The 19,920-nt window shown below is 74.7% G+C and carries 18 protein-coding genes and 1 pseudogene; 8 read left to right on the forward strand and 11 right to left on the reverse strand.

Translation table 11 applies throughout. The features are described 5' to 3' along the window. The first annotated feature begins 50 nt into the window (after positions 1-50). Positions 51-1,487 (forward strand): UDP-N-acetylmuramate--L-alanine ligase, encoded by a 1,437-nt coding sequence (gene murC, locus ACZ34W_RS07340; RefSeq protein ID WP_329489996.1) that lies wholly within the window; start codon positions 51-53, stop codon positions 1,485-1,487. Beyond that, positions 1,484-1,894 (forward strand): peptide-methionine (R)-S-oxide reductase MsrB, encoded by a 411-nt coding sequence (msrB, locus tag ACZ34W_RS07345; RefSeq protein WP_465602360.1) that lies wholly within the window; start codon positions 1,484-1,486, stop codon positions 1,892-1,894. Before murC ends, msrB begins: the two co-directional genes overlap by 4 nt. A gap of 51 nt (positions 1,895-1,945) precedes the next feature. On the opposite strand, the gene ACZ34W_RS07350 is transcribed toward msrB, so the two are convergent. The 8 genes from ACZ34W_RS07350 to ACZ34W_RS07385 form a co-directional block, all read right to left on the reverse strand. Next, entirely contained in the window at positions 1,946-3,118 is a 1,173-nt protein-coding gene (locus ACZ34W_RS07350) for a cytochrome P450 (RefSeq protein WP_329492281.1), read from the reverse strand. Positions 3,119-3,210: 92 nt separating this feature from the next. Next, positions 3,211-3,849 (reverse strand): GTP-binding protein, encoded by a 639-nt coding sequence (locus ACZ34W_RS07355; protein WP_465602362.1) that lies wholly within the window; start codon positions 3,847-3,849, stop codon positions 3,211-3,213. Next, positions 3,827-4,180: a DUF742 domain-containing protein gene (locus ACZ34W_RS07360; protein ID WP_329489994.1), complete on the reverse strand. Its 354-nt coding sequence runs from the start codon at positions 4,178-4,180 to the stop codon at positions 3,827-3,829. Before ACZ34W_RS07360 ends, ACZ34W_RS07355 begins: the two co-directional genes overlap by 23 nt. Beyond that, a complete protein-coding gene (locus ACZ34W_RS07365) occupies positions 4,177-4,605 on the reverse strand; it encodes a roadblock/LC7 domain-containing protein (protein ID WP_465602365.1) in 429 nt (142 codons plus the stop codon). The genes ACZ34W_RS07360 and ACZ34W_RS07365 overlap by 4 nt, the downstream gene beginning before the upstream one ends. Further along, positions 4,602-6,554 (reverse strand): ATP-binding protein, encoded by a 1,953-nt coding sequence (locus ACZ34W_RS07370; protein ID WP_465602367.1) that lies wholly within the window; start codon positions 6,552-6,554, stop codon positions 4,602-4,604. Before ACZ34W_RS07370 ends, ACZ34W_RS07365 begins: the two co-directional genes overlap by 4 nt. Positions 6,555-6,623: 69 nt before the next feature. Further along, complete coding sequence (locus tag ACZ34W_RS07375; protein ID WP_329489991.1) at positions 6,624-7,649, reverse strand: MBL fold metallo-hydrolase; 1,026 nt, start codon at positions 7,647-7,649, stop codon at positions 6,624-6,626. 197 nt (positions 7,650-7,846) lie between these two features. Further along, complete coding sequence (locus ACZ34W_RS07380) at positions 7,847-8,593, reverse strand: hypothetical protein (protein ID WP_465602369.1); 747 nt, start codon at positions 8,591-8,593, stop codon at positions 7,847-7,849. Positions 8,594-8,760: 167 nt separating this feature from the next. Then, positions 8,761-9,684, reverse strand: coding sequence for a GNAT family N-acetyltransferase (locus ACZ34W_RS07385; RefSeq protein ID WP_329489989.1), 924 nt, complete (start codon positions 9,682-9,684; stop codon positions 8,761-8,763). 362 nt (positions 9,685-10,046) lie between these two features. Here ACZ34W_RS07385 and ACZ34W_RS07390 point away from each other — a divergent pair. From ACZ34W_RS07390 to ACZ34W_RS07400, 3 genes and pseudogenes are all read left to right on the forward strand, one after another. Beyond that, positions 10,047-11,344, forward strand: a pseudogene (locus ACZ34W_RS07390) (MbnB/TglH/ChrH family RiPP precursor modification enzyme). A gap of 36 nt (positions 11,345-11,380) precedes the next feature. Further along, positions 11,381-12,427 (forward strand): TIGR04222 domain-containing membrane protein, encoded by a 1,047-nt coding sequence (locus ACZ34W_RS07395; RefSeq protein ID WP_465602372.1) that lies wholly within the window; start codon positions 11,381-11,383, stop codon positions 12,425-12,427. 86 nt (positions 12,428-12,513) lie between these two features. Continuing rightward, positions 12,514-13,296, forward strand: coding sequence for a TIGR04222 domain-containing membrane protein (locus tag ACZ34W_RS07400; RefSeq protein ID WP_329489987.1), 783 nt, complete (start codon positions 12,514-12,516; stop codon positions 13,294-13,296). 65 nt (positions 13,297-13,361) lie between these two features. Here the strand turns inward: ACZ34W_RS07400 and hemQ are convergent, their stop codons facing one another. Beyond that, a complete protein-coding gene (gene hemQ, locus ACZ34W_RS07405; protein ID WP_329489986.1) occupies positions 13,362-14,087 on the reverse strand; it encodes a hydrogen peroxide-dependent heme synthase in 726 nt (241 codons plus the stop codon). Then, positions 14,084-15,517 (reverse strand): protoporphyrinogen oxidase, encoded by a 1,434-nt coding sequence (gene hemG, locus ACZ34W_RS07410; protein WP_465602375.1) that lies wholly within the window; start codon positions 15,515-15,517, stop codon positions 14,084-14,086. Before hemG ends, hemQ begins: the two co-directional genes overlap by 4 nt. A gap of 323 nt (positions 15,518-15,840) precedes the next feature. Between hemG and ACZ34W_RS07415 the strand changes: the two genes are divergently transcribed. Continuing rightward, positions 15,841-16,866, forward strand: coding sequence for a DUF4349 domain-containing protein (locus ACZ34W_RS07415; RefSeq protein WP_465602377.1), 1,026 nt, complete (start codon positions 15,841-15,843; stop codon positions 16,864-16,866). A gap of 49 nt (positions 16,867-16,915) precedes the next feature. Here ACZ34W_RS07415 and hemE read toward each other — a convergent pair whose 3' ends face one another. Further along, positions 16,916-18,031 (reverse strand): uroporphyrinogen decarboxylase, encoded by a 1,116-nt coding sequence (gene hemE / locus ACZ34W_RS07420; RefSeq protein ID WP_442906867.1) that lies wholly within the window; start codon positions 18,029-18,031, stop codon positions 16,916-16,918. A gap of 145 nt (positions 18,032-18,176) precedes the next feature. Between hemE and ACZ34W_RS07425 the strand changes: the two genes are divergently transcribed. Continuing rightward, entirely contained in the window at positions 18,177-18,839 is a 663-nt protein-coding gene (locus tag ACZ34W_RS07425; RefSeq protein WP_465602379.1) for a DUF3000 domain-containing protein, read from the forward strand. Between the two features lie 333 nt (positions 18,840-19,172). Continuing rightward, a complete protein-coding gene (locus tag ACZ34W_RS07430; RefSeq protein ID WP_329489982.1) occupies positions 19,173-19,898 on the forward strand; it encodes a response regulator transcription factor in 726 nt (241 codons plus the stop codon). Positions 19,899-19,920: the final 22 nt, after the last annotated feature.

Raw genomic sequence — 19,920 nt, forward strand, 5'->3', positions numbered from 1 at the left:
GCTGTACCCGCTCTGCCCCTTGTCTGCCCCCGCCCGTACGGAGCCTTGCCTTGAACGACGCCGCGCACGACCTGCACGCCCCGCACTTCATCGGTATCGGCGGCGCCGGGATGTCCGGCCTGGCGAAGATCCTCGCGGTGCGCGGCGCCAGCGTCTCCGGCAGCGACTCCAAGGAGTCCGAGACCGTCCTGGCGCTGCGCGCGCTCGGCGCCGTCGTGCACATCGGCCACGCCGCCGAGCACGTGCCGGACGGCGTCAGCAGCGTGGTCGTGTCCAGCGCCATCCGCGCGGACAACCCGGAGCTGGCCACCGCCCGCGAGCGGGGCGTCCCGGTGGTCCACCGCTCCGACGCGCTGGCCGCGCTGATGGGCGGCCGCCGGGCGCTGGCCGTGGCCGGCACCCACGGCAAGACCACCACCACCAGCATGCTCGCCGTCGCCCTCGGCGAGCTGGGCCTCGACCCCTCGTACGCGATCGGCGGCGACCTCGACGCGCCCGGCTCCAACGCCCACCACGGCACCGGCGAGATCTTCGTCGCGGAGGCCGACGAGAGCGACCGCAGCTTCCACAAGTACGCGCCCGAGGTGGCGATCGTGCTCAACGTCGAGCTCGACCACCACGCGAACTACGCCTCGATCGAGGAGATCTACGAGTCCTTCGAGACCTTCGTCGGCCGGATCGCCCCCGGCGGCACCCTGGTGGTCTCCGCCGACCACGACGGCGCCCGCGAGCTGACCTCCCGGGTGGCCGGCCGCGAGGGCCTGAACGTCGTCACCGTCGGCGCGGCCGAGGACGCCGACGTCCGCGTGCTGTCGGTGGTCGCGCACGGCATGACCAGCGAGGTCACCGTCCGGCTGGACGGCGCCGAGCTGACCTTCACCGTCTCGGTGCCCGGCCGGCACTACGCCCACAACGCGGTCGCGGCGCTGGCCGCCGGCGTCGCCCTGGGCGTGCCGGCCGCCGACCTCGCCAAGGCGCTCGGCGCCTACACCGGCGTGCGGCGGCGGCTCCAGCTCAAGGGCGAGGCGGCCGGCGTCCAGGTGATCGACTCCTACGCCCACCACCCCACCGAGATGACCGCCGACCTGGAGGCGATCCGGGAGGGCCTGGACGGCGCCGGGCGGGTGCTCGTGGTCTTCCAGCCGCACCTGTTCAGCCGCACCCAGCAGCTCGCCGAGGAGATGGGCCGGGCGCTCGCCCTGGCCGACGCCTCGGTGGTGCTGGACATCTACCCCGCCCGCGAGGACCCGATCCCCGGCGTCACCAGCGAGCTGATCATCGACGCGGCGAAGCGGGCCGGCGCCGAGGTCACCGCCGAGCACGCGTTCGACGCCGCCCCCGCCCTGCTGGCGGGCCTGACCCGCCCGGGCGACCTGCTGCTCACCATGGGCGCCGGTGACGTCACCAACCTCGGGCCGGAAATCCTCCGGCACCTCGCGAGCGTTGGCACCGACGTCCGAGACCTGCCGACCGGGAGTCTGCGATGAGCTACGAGATCGAGAAGAGCGACGCCGAGTGGCGCGCCGAGCTGAGCCCCGACGAGTACCACGTGCTCCGCGAAGCCGGCACCGAGCGCCCGTTCACGGGTGAGTACACCGACACCAAGACCGTCGGGGTCTACAGCTGCCGCGCCTGCGGGTCGGAGCTGTTCAGCTCGGAGACCAAGTTCGACAGCCACTGCGGCTGGCCGTCCTACTACGCCCCGCTCGCCGGGGACCGGGTGCAGTACATCGAGGACACCACGCTCGGCATGCGCCGGGTGGAGGTCCGCTGCGCGCGCTGCGGCGGGCACCTGGGCCACGTCTTCGAGGGCGAGGGCTACGGCACGCCGACCGACCAGCGCTACTGCATCAACAGCGTCTCGCTGAGGCTGCGCCCGGCCGACGGCAGCTGAGCAGGGCACGGCACGCGGGCCCGGGAGCCGGTTCGGCGCCCGGGCCCGCGGCTATCCGCCGACCGGCTGGAAGCGCACCGGGAGGTGGAGCAGGGCGCGGTGGAACGGGCCCGGGCGCCAGAGGAGGTCCTCGGCGCCGGTGCTCAGTTCGAGGTCGCTCAGCCGGCTGGTGAGCTGCTCGATCGCGGTGATCGCGATCAGCAGCGCCGGGTCCCGGGCCGGACAGGCGTGCGGGCCGGCCGCCCAGGCCAGGTGGGCGGACTCGCCGCTGCGCAGCTCGGTGCCGTCGGTGGGCGGCGCGGCCTGCGAGTTGGCGGCCCCGTAGGAGACCAGCACCAGCGAGCCGGCGGGGATCTCCCGGCCGTGGAAGGTGATGTCGTAGCGCGGGTAGTGGGCGGAGAGGTTGGCCAGCGGCGGGTCGTGCCAGAGCACCTCGTCGATCGCCTGGTAGGCCGTCATGGCGCCGCCGAACAGCGATCCCGCGTACCGGGCGTCGGTGAGCAGCCGCATCAGCGCGTTGCCGATCAGATTGGTGGTCGGCTGGTTCCCGGCGATCATGGTGAGGGTGATCTGCCGGACCACCTCGTCGTTGTCCAGCCCGGCCGGGTGGGTGAGGAACCACGAGGTGAGGTCGTGCCGGGGGCGCTCGCGCCGCTCGGCGACCATGCCGGTGACCACGGAGACGAGGTCGCCGTAGGCGGCGACGGCCTTCTCGGTGGACTCCATCATGCCGGCGATGCCGGCCACCAGCCGGGCGCTGTGCTCCTCGGGGACGCCGAACCAGGTGTTGAACACGGCCACCGGCAGCTGCCGGGCGTACTCGTCGATCAGATCGGCCGAACCGGTGGCCACGAAGGCGTCGATCAGCCGGTGCGCGACCTCGGCGACCCGGCGCTGCAGCAGGTGCGGTTCGAGCAGGGCCAGGCCGTCGGTGATCACCTGGCGGTAGCGGGCGTGCACCTCGCCGTCGCTGAAGAAGGCGGTGGGGCGGTAGCCGAGCACCGGCAGGAGCGGGGAGGTCGGCGGGACGGTCTGCTGCCAGGCCCGGGAGTCCTTGGAGAAGGTGTCGGTGTCGCGCAGCAGGTCCAGCGCGGCCTGGTAGTCGGTGACCAGCAGGGCCTCCACGCCGGGCGAGATCTCCACCGGGGCGACGGCGCCGTAGCGGCGCAGCCGCTCGTAGACGAGTTGCGGGTCGGCGGCGAAGGCCGGGCCGTAGATCGGCACCGGCCGGGTGCCGCGCGCGCTGCCGGAGCCGGCGGCCGTGGGGGCCTCGTCGGTGGGGGCCGCGTCGGTGGCGGTCGCTTCGTCGGTGCTGGTCACGGCTGCTCCGGGGCGGCGTCGGGTGTGGCGGGCAGACCGTGCAGCACGTGCTCGGTCAGCGCGATCAGTGCGTCGAGGCTGGAACCGCGCGCACGGGCGTCGCAGAGCACCAGCGGGGTGGCGGCGTGCAGGTCCAGGTGGGCCCGGAGCACCTCGATCGGGTGCGCGGGCGCGCCCGGGAAGCAGTTGACGGCGACCGCGTAGGGCAGCCCCTGTTCCTCGACCATGTCCATGATCTCGAAGGAGTCGGCGAGCCGGCGGGTGTCGGCCAGCACCAGGGCACCGAGGGCGCCGCGGGCGATGTCCTGCCAGAGCGGGAAGAACCGGCGCTGCCCGGGGGTGCCGAACATGTAGAGCACCACCTGCCCGGGCAGCGTCAGGCGACCGAAGTCGACCGCCACCGTGGTGGTGGTCTTGCCCGGCAGACCCTCCGCGTCGTCGACGGGGGCACCGGTCTCGGTCATCGCCTCCTCGGTGTGCAGCGTGGGGATCTCCGACAGGGTGCGGATCAGCGTGGTCTTCCCGACGCCGAACGGGCCGGCGACCACCAGCTTCATCAGCGTCTGGTCCCGGTCTGGCAGGTAGCCCACCCGGTCGGTCCGGCCGGTCGGGCTACCGGAGCGTGCGGAGTCCAACGAGGAGCCTCTCGACGATGGAGCGGTCGGTCTGCTGTGCGCGGGGGATCGGGGCACGGGCCTGTAAGCAGCCCGCCTCGACCAGGTCGGCCGCGAGGAAGACGGTGGCGCTGACCGGCAGGCGCAGGTGGGCGGCGGCCTCCACCACGGTCAGTGCGCCCGGTCGCAGCAGCTCCCAGAGCCGCCGGTGTTCGTCCTCCACGTCCTGCGGCGGCTCCGCACCGGCCGCGTACAGGACGGTGAGCCGTTCGAAGCCCGCCGTGCCGGGCCTGGTCCGGCCGCCGGTGGCCAGGTAGGCGGGGACCATCCGCCTGCGGGGTACGGCGGTCATGACCGGGCGGTGGTGTCCTGCTGCCGGGCCGGGCTCGCCAGCGCGCGGCCCAGGGCGGCGACCTGCACCTGCATCTGGTAGGCCACGTTGCCGAGTTGGGCCTCCGGCGTGGTGAACACCGCCAGTGAGGTGTTCACCCCGGCCGGGACGACGATGGCGAAGCCCAGCTCGGACTCCACCACCGTCTGCGCCAGCCGGGGCTGCTCGACGTCGGTGAAGGCGGTGGTGAACGCGCGGGCGGCGGCGTGCACGGTGGCGGTCATCGCGGCGACCCGCTCCGCCGAGGCTCGGCCGAGGCCGGCCGAGGCGCCCTCGACGAGGCCGTCACCGGTCGCGATCACCGCGTGCAGGACGCCCGGCAGCTCCAGCAGCGGGGTCAGCACCCATGAGATCTCATCGGTGGCGGTAGGGCTGGGCGTGCTCACTGCTCGGCTCCTTCGGAGGTCTGGGCGGGGTGGCGGCCGGTCCGGTCCGAGCGGTCGGCGGAGCCGGTGTGGTCGGCGGCCTCCGCTCCGGTGGCCTCGGCGCGAGTGGTGCTCGTGGGGGCGGCGCTCGTGGTGGCGGCGCTCGTGGGGGCGGTACCCGTCGTGCCGGTGCCCGCCGGGTCGGTGGCGGCTCCGGTGGCGGTCGGGGCCGGGGCCCCGCCGGGCGAGGTGCCCGCGGCGGCCGCCTCCGCGACGGCGGCGCGGCCTGAGCCCGTGCCCTGCTGCAGGGCGTCCCAGCAGGCGGCCGCCCGCTCGGGCGTCCGGGCGGACCGGCCGGTGGCCGCGGACCGCGCCGCGCCGTCCGCGGCACCCTCCGGCGCGGCCGCCCCGCCGGAGGGCCGGGCCGCCTCCGGCACCTGCGGGCCGAGCGGTCGGCGCCGGCGCCGGCTCGGCAGACCGCTGTCCTCGGGGGTCACCCCCCGTACCGGCGGCACGACGTGCATGGCCGGCGCCGGGTGCCGGGTCGGCGTGTCGTGCCCGTCCGGCACGTCGTGCCACTCCGGCACGTCCTGCCCGGTGGGATCATCGGATCCCGCACGCGGGGTCGGCACCGCCTGGACGGTGGGCGCGGGAGCCGGGCCGGCGCCCGCCCGCAGCGGCAGCGGGGTGAGCACCGAGAGCGGCTGCTCCTCGTCCACGACCGTCAGCAGGGCGGCCGGGATCCGCACGATGGTCCGCATGCCGCCGTACGGCGAGGGCTCGATGTGACAGGAGAACCCGTACTGCCGGGCGAGCTTGCCGACCACCGCGAAGCCGGTCTTCGGCGGGTTGCCGAGCTCCGTCAGCAGCACGTCCGAGGGACCGGCCAGCAGCCGGCGGGCCCGGCGCAGCTGGTCCTCCTCCATCCCGATGCCGCTGTCGTCGATGATCACCAGGGCGCCGCGGCCGCCCTGCTGGACGGTCACCGGCACATCGGTCTCCGGGTGCGAGTACGACGCGGCGTTGGCGAGCAGCTCGGCGATCGTGATGGCGAGCGGCTCGGCGGCCCGGGCGACCACGGCGAGCCGGTTCTCGCGCAGGTGGTTGGCCACCTTGATCCGGGCGTAGCCGGGCACCCGGGAGAGCGCCCCGACCACCACCTCGGCCAGCGGCGAGTCGGTCCGGGCCAGACCGGGCCAGGCCTCGCAGAGCACCGCGATGGTCTGGATCCGGCGCAGCGCGACCTCGTTGCGGAAGTCGACCTCCAGCAGCCGCGGGTCGTCGTTGTCGTGCTGGAGCTGCTGGACCAGGCTCTGGATCTGGTACAGCAGGGTCTGGATCTTGGAGGTGGCACCGCGCATCGCGGCCCGGGCGGCGGCGTCGACCCGCTCGCGCTCACCGGTGACGGCCGCGACCGAGGCGTCCAGCACGGCCTGGAGGGCGCGCACCGCCTCCGGACCGGCCGCCCTCGCGTCCAGCGGCCCGGTGTCCGGCGCGTTGGGGTGGCTGAGCCGCAGCGCGGCGGCCGCCACCCGCTCCTCGGCCAGGTGGCCGACCTCGGCCAGCAGCGCGGCCGACCGCCCCTGGGCGGCCGCGAGCTGCCGGCCGGCCTCCGCGGTGCGGTCCTCGGCCGCCCGGGCGTGCAGCTCCGCCTCGGCCGCACGGTGGTCGGCGGCCGCGGTGCGCTGCTCGGCCTCCCGGACCCGGCCCTCGGCGGCGAGCGCCCTGGTCTCGACCCGGCGGGCCTCCTCGTCCGCCCGCCGGGCGGCCGTCTGGGCCTCGCGCAGTTGCTGCTCGACCCGGGCCAGCCGGCCCTCGGCGGTGCGGGTGCGCTCCTCGCTGTGGACGGTGGCCGCCTCGGCGGCGGTGGCCCGGGCGAGTGCCCGGGCGCGTCCGCGGGCCAGGACGGCGGCCGCCGCGAGCGCGGCGACCGTGGCCACCGCGAGGGCCAGCAGCGCGATCTGGGTCATCGAAGTCCTCGGAAGTCCTCGCTCGAAGGGGTGGGGAGGTGCCGGTGGCGGAGCCTCGGCGACAGGTGGTCAGGCCGGTGAGGAGGGGAACCGCCGGGGGCGCGGCGTCGACACCCGGCCCGCGTCCTGGGCCAGCTCCCGCGCCACCAGGGCGACCTGGCCCATCGCCTCCAGGACGTTCGGCACCGCGCTGCCGTCCAGGTGCCGGTACTCGGCCGCGACGGTGAGCACCAGCCTCTCGGGCAGGCCGAGTTCGGGGTGGCGCTGCTCGGCGATGATCCGCCGGGCCGCGTCCAGGGCCGGTATCCCGGCGCGGTGCAGTGCGTGGGCGCGGCCGCGCACGTACCCGAGGTAACCGATGTGGGCCTCCACGCCGGACCGGTCGAGCACCGGACCGTGGCCGGGGACGAAGAGTTCGGCGCCGGTGGCCAGCGCCTGCTCGCAGGCGCCGATGATGTTCTCCAGCGGTCCGGCCCAGTGCGAGGGGTGGTCTCCGGGCTGCTCGGGCGTCGAGCCGAAGATCACGTCGCCGGTGAACACCACCCGCTGGTGCGGCAGGTGGACCAGCAGGTCGCCGCCGGTGTGCGCGGCCGGCAGCCCGGTGATCCGCACGGGGTACTCGCCCACCCGCAGCTCCAGTTCACCGGTGAAGACGGTGTGCGGGTGGACGGGATCGGTCTGCGACCAGTCGAACGGGCCGAAGTGCTCCCGGAGGTAGCCGCCGAGCGGCGAGGCCGGGTCGCTGCCCGCGACCAGCGCGTGCTGCTGCTTCGGCGTCGGCTCCCAGTGGATGTGCTCCAGCGCCTCTCGGGTGGCGATCACCTCGGCGTCGGGCACCACCCCGGCGCCCCAGAGGTGGTCGCCGTTGGCGTGGGTGACGATCACCCGGTCGATGTCCACCCCGTCGGCCAGCCGCTGCCGGCTCTGCGCGAGGAACTCCGCGGCGAGGGAGGGATCGTAGGGCGTGTCGATCCAGAGCGCCGTCCGCGGTGAGGTGAGCAGCCCGCAGTTGGCCAGGCCCCAGCCGCGCTTCGGCGGAAGCCACACATACAGGTCCTCGGCAATCGCGCTCACGTTCGCGCGGCTGATCGTCATGGGCGCGATTATGCCGATGATGTGATGACAGTGAAGCAAAACACCGGCGATTCAAGCCACTTCGCGCCCCAGACCCTCCCGACCTGTCCCGTTTCGCACCCGTGCGGTCTGGACCACTTCGTCTCAAGGGGCAGGACGGGAAGGCCGCCCCGAGCTGCCGGAAAGGCCGGCGGCGCCGCACCCGGGGCGCCGTCCGCTCATACCACCGGCAGCAACCGGCAGACCTCGACGGTCACATCGACGGTGTCCAGACCGATCACCCGGCCCTCGACCGCGACGAATCCTTTCTCCCCCGCGCGGAAGATCGCCGCCAGCGGCGACTTCCGGGTGGCGGCCGCCAGCGCCTCCACGGCCATCGCCGAGCCGAAGGCGAAGACCCCGCAGAGCACGACGCAGGGCGCCTGCCGCGACGTCCGGGTCACGAAGACGAAACCGTGGTCCCGGATCAACTCGTCGGCCGCGTTGTACTGCGCCTCGAAGGTCATTCCGCCCCAGCGGGCCCGGGCCGCGTCCGGGTACTCGATGCAGAAGTCCGGGAATCCCGCGCCGAGCACGGTCGCCGCGTACGGATTGACGCTCGGTCCGCCGATCGAGAAGGTCGGCATCCTCGGGTCCTGCGCCCCGGCGGTGACCAGTTCTATCGTCGCCTTCCGGTTGATCTTCCTCAGCAGATCGGTGAGTTGGGCTATCGCCCGGGCCTCGGCCATCGGCATGAAGAGGACGTTCTTCGGCCCCCGGCTGATCAGCGGGCGGCCGTCCTTCGCGAACGCGAACGCCGCCGCCTCGATGCTGGGGGTGACGATCTGGACCCGGCCGTACGGGGCGAGCAGCACCCGGAGGAAGCCGTACCGCAGGAACAGTCTGGTCCGGGCGAGGGAGCGGGCCGCGAGAAAGCCGATCACGGCCGGAACGAACCCGACCAGGACCTGAAGCAGGATCTCCATAGCATCCCCCACCGAGGAAGACTCGGGCACGAACTGTCTGCCGTGAGGTGATGCCCGCACAGAACGCCGGGGACTCCCGACACGGCGGTCCACCCGGCGCAGCGCGGGGGAAGTGCGCCGGATTCACTCTTTCGAGTGACCAAAACCGGCCGCTCCCTCCCGGCCCGTCACCCCTCCGACCGCTTGGTGAACTTCCGCTCGCTCGCGCACCGCTCGTACCCGAGCCACGCGTTGATCGCGAGCATCGGCGCGTTGGTGGCGTCGTTGCTGGTGTAGGCCCACCGGTAGCCGGCCGCCCGGGCCCGGTGCAGCGACTCGGTCTTGGCCAGCTTGCTCAGCCCCCGGCCCCGGAAGGCCCGCCGACAGGCGGTGAACGCCGACCAGTAGCGTTCCGCGCCGTCCGTCTGCACCGCGCTGAACGCGGCCGGCTCGCCGTCGACCACCGCCACCACGGTCAGCTCGCGGTCGAGGTCCGGGCGGGCCCAGTCCCCCGTCAGGAACGCCTCGTAGTCGGCGGCGTCCATCGCGATCTCGCCCGGCTCGTCCAGGGCCGCGTCCGCCTCGATCACGAAGATCGGGTACGGGTCGTCCGCCCAGTCGGTGGCCGGGCGCAGCTCGACCCCTGGCGGCAGTGCCGGGACGGCGGGCAGCGGCCGGGCGAGGTCCCGGCCGGCGAAGTGGGCCAGCCGCCCCTCGGTGAAGCCGCGGGCGACGGCGAAGGCGCGTGACGCCGGCTCCTCGTCCACCCAGCTGTGCAGCTCGACCACGCCGTGCCCGGCCAGGTGCCGCTCGGCCGCCGCCAGCAGGGCGGTGAAGACCCCGCGGCGCCGGAAGGCCGGCAGCACACTGCCGTTGGCGTACCCGATGCCCCGGGTGGTGGTGCCGACGACCACACCGCACCGGACCGAGCCGACCACCTCGCCGTCCAGCTCGGCGACGAAGGTGCGGAAGTGCTCCCCCGTGGCCCGGCGGGCGTTCAGCCAGGTGAAGACCTCGGGGGTGAGGAGCAGGTGCTCGCGGCCCGCCCGGTGGGCGGCCGCGGCGGCCTCGGCGTCGGCGGGGCGGAAGTCACGCACGGTCAGCGTCGTCATGGGCGGGTACCGTAACCGCCCCGCCGACCGGTTCGCCTCCGAATTTCCGCCCCGTCCGGGGGGCCGGTGACAGGGACGGGACCAAAGTCCCTCATCACCGGGTCGACAAGCTCAAATAATGCTCTGAGAAGACCGGATGGGGCTTGGCAGCCGCCCCCACCGGGGACATCCTCAGCAGCACGGCCCGGCCCGACCCTGGCGACGATGCCCGCGTCGGCCGACGGCTTCCCACCCAGCCCTCCGAAGGGGGCGAACCCATGACCTCTCCTGCCGTCCGGCGCAGGACGCCCGCCGCTCCGACCAGGGCCGCCGAACGACCGGCGGGTACGGCCGGTCCCGCACCCACCGCGCTCGGCGTCGGCCTGGGCTGGCGCGGCGAGATCGACACCGTCGTGGAGCGCCAGCCCGGCCTGGACTGGGTCGAGGTGGTCGCGGAGAACGTCTGCGCCGACCACCTCCCCGAGTCGCTGCGGATCCTGCGGGCCCGCGGCGTGACGGTGGTCCCGCACGGCGTCTCGCTCGGCCTCGGCGGCGCCGACCGGCCCGACCCGGCACGGCTCGACCGGCTCGCGGAGGCGGCCGGCGCGCTCGGCTCCCCGCTGGTGACCGAGCACCTGGCGTTCGTCCGGGCCGGTGGCCTGGAGGCCGGGCACCTGCTGCCGGTGCCCCGCTCGCGCGACGCCCTCAGGGTGGTCGCCGAGAACGTCCGGATCGCGCAGGACCGGCTCCCGGTGCCGCTGGCCCTGGAGAACATCGCCGCCCAGCTGGCTTGGCCGGACGACGAACTGACCGAGGGACAGTTCCTCGCCGAGCTGGTCGAGCGCACCGGTGTCCGGCTCCTGATCGACGTCGCCAACCTGCACACCAACCGGGTCAACCTCGGCCTGGACCCGGCCGCCGAACTGGACCGCCTGCCGCTGGAGGCGCTGGCCTACGTCCACGTCGCCGGTGGCACCATGATCGACGGCGTCTGGCACGACACCCACGCCCACCCCGTCACCGAACCGGTGCTGGAGGTGCTGGCCGAGCTCTGCGACCGGGTCGCACCGCCCGGCGTCCTGCTGGAGCGGGACGCCAACTTCCCGCCGCCCGCCGAGCTGGCGGCCGAACTGGACGCCATCCGCCGCGTGCTGGACGGGGGACGGGCCGGATGACCGGCCCGACCGGCGAGGCCCACGACCTCACCGCCGCCCGCGCCGCGCTGGCCCGGCGCCAGGAGGAACTGCTGACCGCCCTGGTGGCCGGCGGGCCCGTCCCGCCCGGCTTCGACCCGGCCCAGGTCCGCGCCCAGTCGGCCGGTCTGGCCGCCAAGCGCCGGGACACCACCGCCAAGGTGGCCCCGGAGCTCCCCCGCCTGCTCGGCCGGCGGTACGGGCCGCTGTTCCTCGCCTACGCGCGGACGCACCCGCAGACCGGCGGCTACCGCACCGACGCCCGCGCCTTCGCCGCGTGGGCGCTCACCGACGAGCCGGGCACCCGCCCGGACTCCGGGCGGCCCGGCTCCGAGCCCGGCCCCGAGCCCGGCCCCGCGCTCGACCCAACGCTCGACCCCGAGCAGCGGCGGGCCCTGGAGCGGTGGCTCCACGGCCCCGCGCCCGAGCGCCCGCAGGGGCCGCTCGCCCGCCTGCGCCGGGCCCTGCGGCCCGGCCCGCGGCACTGAACCAGAACCACCCACACCATTCCGGGGGAACCGCCCATGTGGCACAACACCTTCTTCGTCGTACCGGCGCTGCTGCTGGTCGCGGCCGCGTCGTACGCCTCGTACACCAAGGGCCGGGTCCGGCGGGTACCGCAGGTCAAGGGCCTGCCCGGCCGCGGACTGCCGCTGCTGGACACCGCGTTCCTCTCCGGCGGCCCCGGCCGGGTCTTCGACACCGCCCTGGTCCGGATGCACCAGGCCGGCCGCGTCGTCGTCAACCGGGCCGGCCTGGTCACGCTGACCACCCGGAAGGCCTACGACGCCCTCGACGAGGCGATCATCGAGGCGGTCGGGCCGACCGGGCAGCGGGAGCTCGCCCCGCTGCGGCGCGCGGTGATGCGCGCCCCCGCCGTCCAGCAGCTCGGCGACGGGCTCGCCAACCGCGGGCTGCTGCGCAACCCCGCCCTGATGCACCGGGCCAAGGTGGCCCGTCGGCTGCTCTGGCTCGCCCTGCTGAGCGTGGTGGTGACCACCGTGGTCGCCCACGCGGTCGACCACGGGGAGGCGGACCGCCCCGTCCTCTGGCTCCCGTCCGTGCTGGTGGTCCTCGGTCTGGTGACGCTGCTGGTGACCTGGCCGTTCAAGGGGCGGATCACCCCGGCCGGCCGCCGTCAGCTCGCCCTGATGTCCGTCGGCAAGCCGTGGAAGCCCAGTGCCGGCCTGGCACCGCGGGCGGCCGGCGGCGTCCTGCTCGGCGCGGTCGCGCTCAGCGGGCTGGCCGCCTCCGGGCTGGACGACGCGGAGCTCCAGGAGACGATGCTCGCCGCGGCGGCGGCCGACCTGGCGACCGCCAAGGCCGCGGCGACGGGCGGTTCCTCGTCCTCCACCTACACCTCGTGCTCCTCCGGCACTTCCTGCGGCGGCGTCACCTGGTGCGGCAGCGGCTCCGATTCGGGCTCGGGCTCGTCCGGGTCGAGCTGCGGCGGCAGCAGCTGCGGCTCCTCCTCGTCGAGCTGTGGCTCCTCCTCGTCGAGCTGCGGCGGCGGCTCCAGCAGCTGCGGATCCTCCTCCAGCTGCGGCGGCGGAAGCAGCTGCGGATCCTGAGACCCACCGCCCTCCCGAGTCACAGTTCGATATCGCGCACCGGAAAGGCGTTCCGCCCGGAGCGGGGGCAGGTCTACAACGGGCCCATGTGGTTGCTCTTCCTGATCCCGGCCTGCGTCAGCGCGGTGCTCTCCTGCATCCGGCTGGTCCGGATGACCGCCACCGCCGACGCGCTCGCCGGGCAGGAGGGGCCCCGGCCGCCCGAGGCGGTCGGCATCGGCCTGTACGAGACGGCCTACCTGGCGGGCGGCCCGGACCGGGTGGTCGAACTGGCCCTGGTCCTGATGGCCTCCCGGGGCCGGCTGCACCTCGCCCACACCGGCTGGACCACCGTCGTCGACCCCAGGGGCCGCAGCCGCCTGGAGCGGGCGGTGGTCGCCGCCGTCGGGCCCGGGGGCCAGTGCCGGACGGACGACCTGCGCCGGGTGATGTCCGTCCACCCGACCGTGCTGGAGATCGGCGGCCGCCTCGCACTGGCCGGTCTGGCCACCCCGGCGCCGGTGCAGCGGCAGACCGTCCTGGTGATCCGCCAGGTCCGGCAGGCGATGCTGCTCACGCTGGTGCTGCTGGCGGCCGCGCTGGCGGTCGGCGGCTTCTCCGGCGGCGACGCGCTGGCACCGCTGGCCTGGTTCTCCCTGCCGCTGGTGCTGACCGCGGGCACCCTGCTGATGGCCCGGGTCGACGTCTACCCCTACACCCGCTGGGCCTCCCCGGTCGGCCAGGAGGTGCTGCGCGAGGTCCGGCCGCCCCGCCAGCACGGCCTCACCGACGACGACGAGCGCGAGCTGCTCACCGCCGTCGCGATGATCGGCTCCGTCGCGCTGCCGGACGCCCGCCTCCGCGCGGCCCTGCGCCCGCACCGGAGCTGACCCGCCGACGGCCGAGGGCCGGCCGCTCCCCTCGACGGGAACGGCCGGCCCCTCGGGCGGAGACGTCAGACCAGGCCGTTGAGCAGCTCGCTGACCGGCTTGCGGCGGCCCGTGTAGAAGGGGACCTCCTCGCGGACGTGCAGCCGGGCCCGGGACGGGCGCAGGTCGCGCATCAGGTCGACGATCCGGTGCAGCTCGTCCGCCTCGAAGGCGAGCAGCCACTCGTAGTCGCCGAGCGCGAACGAGGCGACCGTGTTGGCCCGCACGTCCGGGTAGCCGCGCGCCATCTGGCCGTGCTCGGCGAGCATCGCGCGCCGCTCGGCGTCCGGCAGCAGGTACCACTCGTAGGAGCGGACGAAGGGGTAGACGCAGACGTAGTCGCGCGCGCGCTCGTCGGCCAGGAAGGCCGGGATGTGCGACTTGTTGAACTCGGCCGGGCGGTGCAGCGCCATGTTGGACCAGACCGGCTCCAGCACCCGGCCGAGGCCGGTGCGGCGGAAGCGGTTGTACGCCTCCTGGAGGTCGTCGGAGTCCGCCGCGTGCCACCAGACCAGGATGTCGGCGTCCGCCCGCAGACCGGAGACGTCGTAGGTGCCGCGCACGGTGACGTCCTTCGCGGCGAGCTGCGCGAACAGCTCGTCGACCTCGGCGGCCAGCGCGGTGCGGTCCTCGGGCAGCTCGCCCTTGAGCTTGAACACCGACCACATGGTGTAGCGGATGACCTGGTTCAGGTCGCGCGCCTTCTTCTTCTCGGGCTGCTGCTCCGGCTGCTGCTCAACGGTCTCAGTCATGCGCCCATTGTCCTCTCCGTGACGTTCTCCCCGGTCGCCGGGGTCAACAGTTCGTCGAGCGCGGCGACGGCCGCCCGCGCGCTCGCGACGCAGGCCGGGATGCCCACGCCGTCGTAGGCCGCGCCGCAGACGGCCAGCCCGCCCACCCGGCCGACCGCGGCCCGGATCCGGGCCACCCTGTCGAGGTGGCCGACGGGGTACTGCGGCAGGCCGGCCCGCCAGCGGGTCACCGCGGTGTCGTACGGGCGGGCGGTCAGACCGATCGCCTCGCCCAGATCGGCCAGCGACCGCGCCACCAGCTCCTCGTCCGACAGCTCCAGCGGCTGCTCCTCGCGCAGCCGGCCGAGCGAGGTGCGCAGCACGAAGCTGTCGGGGGCCGAACGCGCCAGCCAGCCCCACTTGTTGGAGGAGAAGGTGGACGCCTTGATCCGGCGGCCGTCCACCGGCGGCACCAGGAAACCGCTGCCGGCCGGCGGCGTGGGCAGCTCGGCCCGCCGGAACGCCAGGGTGACCAGTGCCATCCCCGCGTACTCGACCGCGTCCAGCTCGACGGCCGCCCCCGGCGCGTCCGCGCGCAGCAGCCGGGCGGCGGCGGGCGCGGGCACCGCGAGCACCACGGCGTCCGCCCCCAGTGCCCCGCCCCCGGCGGTCACCACCCGCCAGCCCCCCGGGGTCCGGTGCAGCCCCTCCGCCGCGGTACGGGTACGAAGCTCGACACCGGCCCGGGCGCAGGCCTCGGCGACCGCCTCGGGCAGCGTGCCGAGACCGCCGCGCAGGCCCTGGAAGACGGGGGTGCCGACGGTGCGCGGCCGGTTGGCGAGCTCGTGCACGCCCTCGACCAGCGAGCCCCCGCCGCGCGCGATCTCCAGCAGCTGGGGCACGGCCGCGCGCAGCGAGATCTCGTCGGCGTGCCCGGCGTAGACGCCGCCGAGCAGCGGTTCGACCAGCCGGTCGACCACCTCGCGCCCGAGCCGGTCCGCGACGTACCGCCCGATCGCGACATCGTCCCCGACCTCGGTGGCGCCCTCGTGCCGGGCCCGCTCCAGGCCATCGGCGCTGAGCACCCCCGAGGCGGCGAGCGCCACCAGGTCACCGGGGACGCCCATCACCTGGCCGCCGGGCAGCGGCCGCAGCGCGCCCCTGGTCCAGATCGCGGCCTTGGCGGTGGTGGGCGGCTCCAGTTCGCCGCCCAGCCCGACCGCCCGCGCCAGCTCGACCGCCTCCGGCCGCCGCGCCAGCATCGACTCGGCCCCGAGGTCCACCCGGACCCCGCCGACCTCTCCCCCGTACAGCTTCCCGCCGAGCCGGTCGGACGCCTCCAGCAGCGTCACCCGCGCCCGCGCGGCCCCGCCGGCCGCCCCGCTGAGAAAAGCGGCCGCGGCCAGCCCCGCGATACCGCCACCGATCACGACGACCTGTGCTTGCGACATGCCCCGCAGTCTCGCAGGTCCTTACATCAATGCCTCAATCCGCCCGCTTCCGGACAGGCACGAGACCGTCGAGGTCGAGATCGACGGCGAACGGCACGGCCGCCGCAACCGCCCCCGGAAGATCCCGGCCGGCGTGTGGGAGGCGGCCCGCGGCCCTCCGCCGACCCGAACGAGCGACGGCGGGCCGGGGCCTTGACCGGCGTGCGGCCGAGTCGTGATCGAGCTGCGACCTCCGGGGCGGGTCCGATCGGGGGCGGCGGCCGTCGAATGGTCCGGGCGCCGGAGGACGCGGTGCCGCAACCGTGGACTGGGAGGGGTGGGTCGTGGGACGAGGACGGCGCGGAGCGGGGGCACTGGCGGCGGTGGCCGTGGTGGCGGTCCTGGCCGGTGGGTGCGGCGCGGACGGTGGCGGGGCGAGGGAGAGGTCGGCCGCGGCCCCGGCGGGCGATGCGGCGGCCCCGGGCCTGGCCGCGTCGGCGGCGCCGAAGGCCGCGCCCGCTCCGGGCGCCGCCGCCGGGGCGTCGGACGCGGTGCCGGTGGTGGACACCCGGCAGATCGCGTACAGCGCGCAGCTGTCGGTACGGGTGGCCAAGGCGGACGCCGCGCTGGCGCGGGCGCGCGAGCTGGCGCTGGCCGTCGGCGGGTACGTGGCGAGCGAGACGGTGACCGGCAGCGGCGGGCAGCCCGCCGACGGCGTGGCCGGACCGCAGAGCGGTCAGCTGACGCTGAAGGTGCCGTCGGCGGCGTTCCAGCAGACCCTGGACCAGCTGGCCGGGCTGGGCGAGGTGCTGTCCCGCCGCAGCCAGGCGGACGACCTGACCCAGCAGGTCGCCGACGTCGGCAGCCGGGTGCAGACCCAGCAGGCGAGCGTCGACCGGGTCCGGGCGCTGATGGCGCAGGCGAAGACGCTGGCCGAGATCACCAGCCTGGAGGGCGAGCTGAGCCGCCGCGAGGCGGATCTGGAGTCGCTGCAGAAGCAGCTGAAGGAGCTGTCGGCGAAGACGTCGCTCTCCACGGTCACGCTGGACGTGCGGCAGAGGACGGAGACCAGGGCACCGGACGGGGAGGCCGCCCCGGCGAAGAAGGACGGCTTCTGGCACTCGGTCGGCTCCGGCCTCGGCGGCGGCTGGGACGTCCTGGTCGCGATCGTGCGCGCCCTGACGGTCGCGGTCGCGGCGGCGACGCCGTTCCTGCTGGTGCTCGTGCCGGTGGTGGCGGTGCTCCGGCTGGTCCGGCGGCGCCGGACGCCCGCACTGCCGCCGAAGCCCACCGAGCCGCCGCGGCGCGGGGAGAGCGGGGAGAGCGGGGAGACGGCGAACGAGGAGGAGGCGCAACGGCGGGAGGCCTGAGCACGACGGTGGCGGGCCCCCGGCACCCGGGGACCCGCCACGCCGTCGGTCAGCGCGCGCTGGCCTCGTGCACGAAGGCGACCAGCCGGCTGAGCGCGTCCGGGTCCATGCTGGGCAGCACGCCGTGGCCGAGGTTGAAGATGTGGCCGCTGGTACCGAGCGCCTGGGCGGCGTGCAGCACCTCGCGGGCCTTGGTCTCGACCGCCTTGGTGGGCGCGAAGAGGACGGCCGGGTCCAGGTTGCCCTGGAGCCCCTTGCCGGGGCCGACCCGCTCGGCGGCGACGTTCAGCGGCACCCGCCAGTCCACGCCGACGATGTCCGCGCCGGCCTGGCCCATCAGACCGAGCAGCTCACCGGTGCCGACGCCGAAGTGGATCCGCGGCACGCCGTACCCGGCGACCGCGTCGAAGACCTTGGTGCTGGACGGCATCACCGAGCGGCGGTAGTCGTCGGGGGCGAGCGCGCCCACCCAGGAGTCGAAGAGCTGCACGGCGGAGGCGCCGGCCTCGATCTGCACCTTCAGGAAGGCGGAGGTGATGTCGGCCAGCCGGTCGAGCAGGGCGGCCCACAGCTCGGGCTGCCCGTACATCATGGCCTTGGTGTTCTCGTGGTTCTTGGACGGCCCGCCCTCGATCAGGTAGCTGGCGAGGGTGTAGGGCGCGCCGGCGAAGCCGATCAGCGGGGTGCCGCCGAGCTCGTCGACGAGCAGGCCGACCGCCTCGGTGATGTAGGGGACGTCGTCCGGCTCCAGCGGGCGCAGCCGCTGGAGGTCCTCGGCGGTGCGGATCGGGTCGGCGATCACCGGGCCGATGCCGGGCTTGATGTCGACGTCGATGCCGACGGCCTTGAGCGGCACCACGATGTCGCTGAAGAAGATCGCCGCGTCGACCTTGTGCCGGCGGACCGGCTGCAGGGTGATCTCCTTGACCAGCTCGGGCCGCATGCAGGAGTCCAGCATCGGGATGCCCTCGCGGACCTTCAGGTACTCGGGCAGCGAGCGGCCGGCCTGGCGCATGAACCACACCGGGGTGTGGGGCACCGGCTCGTGCCGGCAGGCCCGCAGGAACGCGGAGTCGTGCGCGGCGCCGCGTCGCACGGAGGGCTGCTGACCGGTGGGGGTGCCTGCCTGAGTGACTGCCGTGGTGTCTGCCGTTGTCTCGCTCACGGTTCAAATCTTCGCACGCGCCCCGGACCCGGCTCCCCGCCCGGTCTCGTCGGTTCCTCCAAGATCTGGTCGGTTTGCCGTCCCGGCACGCCGCGCGGGCAGAAGTTGCGGCGATTACCCCGGCCTTCGACCTAGTCTTCGGGGCATGGCAGCGGTCGGCGGGCACCCCGCACAGGGTGGCGGAACAGGTGGCGGAACGGGTCGGGGGGCGGCGCCGAGCGAGTTCCGGGCCGCGGTCGAGGCTCTGACGGCGGCGCGGCTGCGCCCCGAGCTCGAACTCTCCCCCGCCCCGGCGCCGCGCCGGCTCGCCCCCCACGCGTTCGCCCTGACCGCCTCGGTGGAGGTGGACGGCGACGAGCTGGCCGACGGCCGGCTGGTGCTGCTGTACGACCCGGCCGGGCAGGAGGCCTGGAACGGGGACTTCCGCGTGGTGACCATGACCCGGGCCGAGCTGGAGCCGGAGATGGCCGGCGATCCGATGCTCTCCGAGGTCGGCTGGGCCTGGCTGATGGACGCGCTGCAGGCGCACGGCGCCGGGTACGCGGAGCCGTCCGGGACGGTGACCAGGTGCGCCTCGCAGTACTTCGGCGCCCTGGCGGACCGCGAGTCGTCCACCGAGATCGAGATCCGGGCCTCCTGGACGCCGGCCGACGGCCGCTTCGAGCGGCACCTGGCCGCCTGGGGGGACCTGTTGTGCATCAGCGCCGGTCTGCCGCCGGTCGCGCCCGCGCCGCAGCCGGCCGTCGACGTGCCGTCACTCGGTGGGGTGGTCCCGATGCCCGCCCGCCGGCGCCCGCGCTCGCACTGACGGGTGGTCCGCGGCCGCCGGCGGCGGTACCGGACCCAGCGCCACCCCCAGGGCTGACGGAGTGTGGCTTCGGACCCGCTCTGCGGCGATTTGTCCGGCCTGACGCGATGCCTGACGTGACCGATTCATGCCGACTCTGATCGATTTTGTACGAATTCCAGGCATGTCGCATCAGTCACCTGCGCGATTTGTCCGTATTGTTACTCACTAGATCGTGATCTTTCGCTAAAGCCGGGCACGGTAGCTGCCGAAGCAGACTGTGACCCTTTCCAAACGCGGAACACTCCGACCGCCCCATCGGGGTTCCGTCCGCCACTCCCCGCAGGAGGCCTGGTGTCGGTCCTTCTTGAGCACCCCGCAAACGTGGTCGCCTACCGGCCGACCAAGCCCACCGCCATGGTGGTCATCGCTGACCCCCGTGTCCGAAACACCGTCACCCGCCACCTCTGGGCGCTCGGCGTCCGAGACGTGATCGAGGTGTCCTCGATCGCCGAGGCCCGCCCCCGGGTCTCCACCCCACGCGACATCTGCGTCGCCGACGTCCACCTCCCGGACGGCTCCGGGCTGACCATCCTGGCCGAGACCCGCGCCGCGGGCTGGCCCAACGGCCTCGCGCTCTCCGCCGCCGACGACATCGGCGCGGTCCGCAGTGCGCTGGCCGGCGGCGTCAAGGGCTACGTGGTCACCGGCACCCGCACCAACGTGGCCATGCCGGGTCGCCCCGGCCTGCCGCTCGGCGCGGGTGGTCTGGCCGGCCGGATGCGCCGCCCCGGCATGCCGGGGATGCCCGGTGCCGCCGGTGCGCCGGGCGCCCCCGGAGCTCCCGGTGCGCCGGGCGCGCCGGGTACCCAGCAGTCCGCCTACCGCGAGCTCTCCGGCCGTGAGGTCGAGGTGCTGCGGCTGGTCGCCGAGGGCCAGTCCAACAAGGCCATCGGCGTCGCGATGGGCCTGTCCGCGCTCACCGTGAAGAGCCACCTGGCCCGGATCGCCCGCAAGCTGGGCACCGGTGACCGGGCCGGGATGGTCGCCGTCGCGCTGCGCACCGGCATCATCCACTGAGCGATCGGTGGGCCGCTGCGGC

It is taken from the genome of Kitasatospora sp. NPDC022856 (assembly GCF_055561235.1).

What these genes read in the sequence shown, in the direction of transcription:
- msrB (WP_465602360.1), top strand. Translation starts at nt 1,484, where the DNA reads ATGAGCTACGAGATCGAGAAGAGCGACGCCGAGTGGCGCGCCGAGCTG.
- ACZ34W_RS07360 (WP_329489994.1), bottom strand. Translation starts at nt 4,180, where the DNA reads ATGACCGCCGTACCCCGCAGGCGGATGGTCCCCGCCTACCTGGCCACC.
- ACZ34W_RS07370 (WP_465602367.1), bottom strand. Translation starts at nt 6,554, where the DNA reads ATGACCCAGATCGCGCTGCTGGCCCTCGCGGTGGCCACGGTCGCCGCG.
- ACZ34W_RS07375 (WP_329489991.1), bottom strand. Translation starts at nt 7,649, where the DNA reads ATGACGATCAGCCGCGCGAACGTGAGCGCGATTGCCGAGGACCTGTAT.
- ACZ34W_RS07380 (WP_465602369.1), bottom strand. Translation starts at nt 8,593, where the DNA reads ATGGAGATCCTGCTTCAGGTCCTGGTCGGGTTCGTTCCGGCCGTGATC.
- ACZ34W_RS07385 (WP_329489989.1), bottom strand. Translation starts at nt 9,684, where the DNA reads ATGACGACGCTGACCGTGCGTGACTTCCGCCCCGCCGACGCCGAGGCC.
- ACZ34W_RS07395 (WP_465602372.1), top strand. Translation starts at nt 11,381, where the DNA reads ATGTGGCACAACACCTTCTTCGTCGTACCGGCGCTGCTGCTGGTCGCG.
- ACZ34W_RS07400 (WP_329489987.1), top strand. Translation starts at nt 12,514, where the DNA reads ATGTGGTTGCTCTTCCTGATCCCGGCCTGCGTCAGCGCGGTGCTCTCC.
- hemQ (WP_329489986.1), bottom strand. Translation starts at nt 14,087, where the DNA reads ATGACTGAGACCGTTGAGCAGCAGCCGGAGCAGCAGCCCGAGAAGAAG.
- hemG (WP_465602375.1), bottom strand. Translation starts at nt 15,517, where the DNA reads ATGTCGCAAGCACAGGTCGTCGTGATCGGTGGCGGTATCGCGGGGCTG.
- ACZ34W_RS07425 (WP_465602379.1), top strand. Translation starts at nt 18,177, where the DNA reads ATGGCAGCGGTCGGCGGGCACCCCGCACAGGGTGGCGGAACAGGTGGC.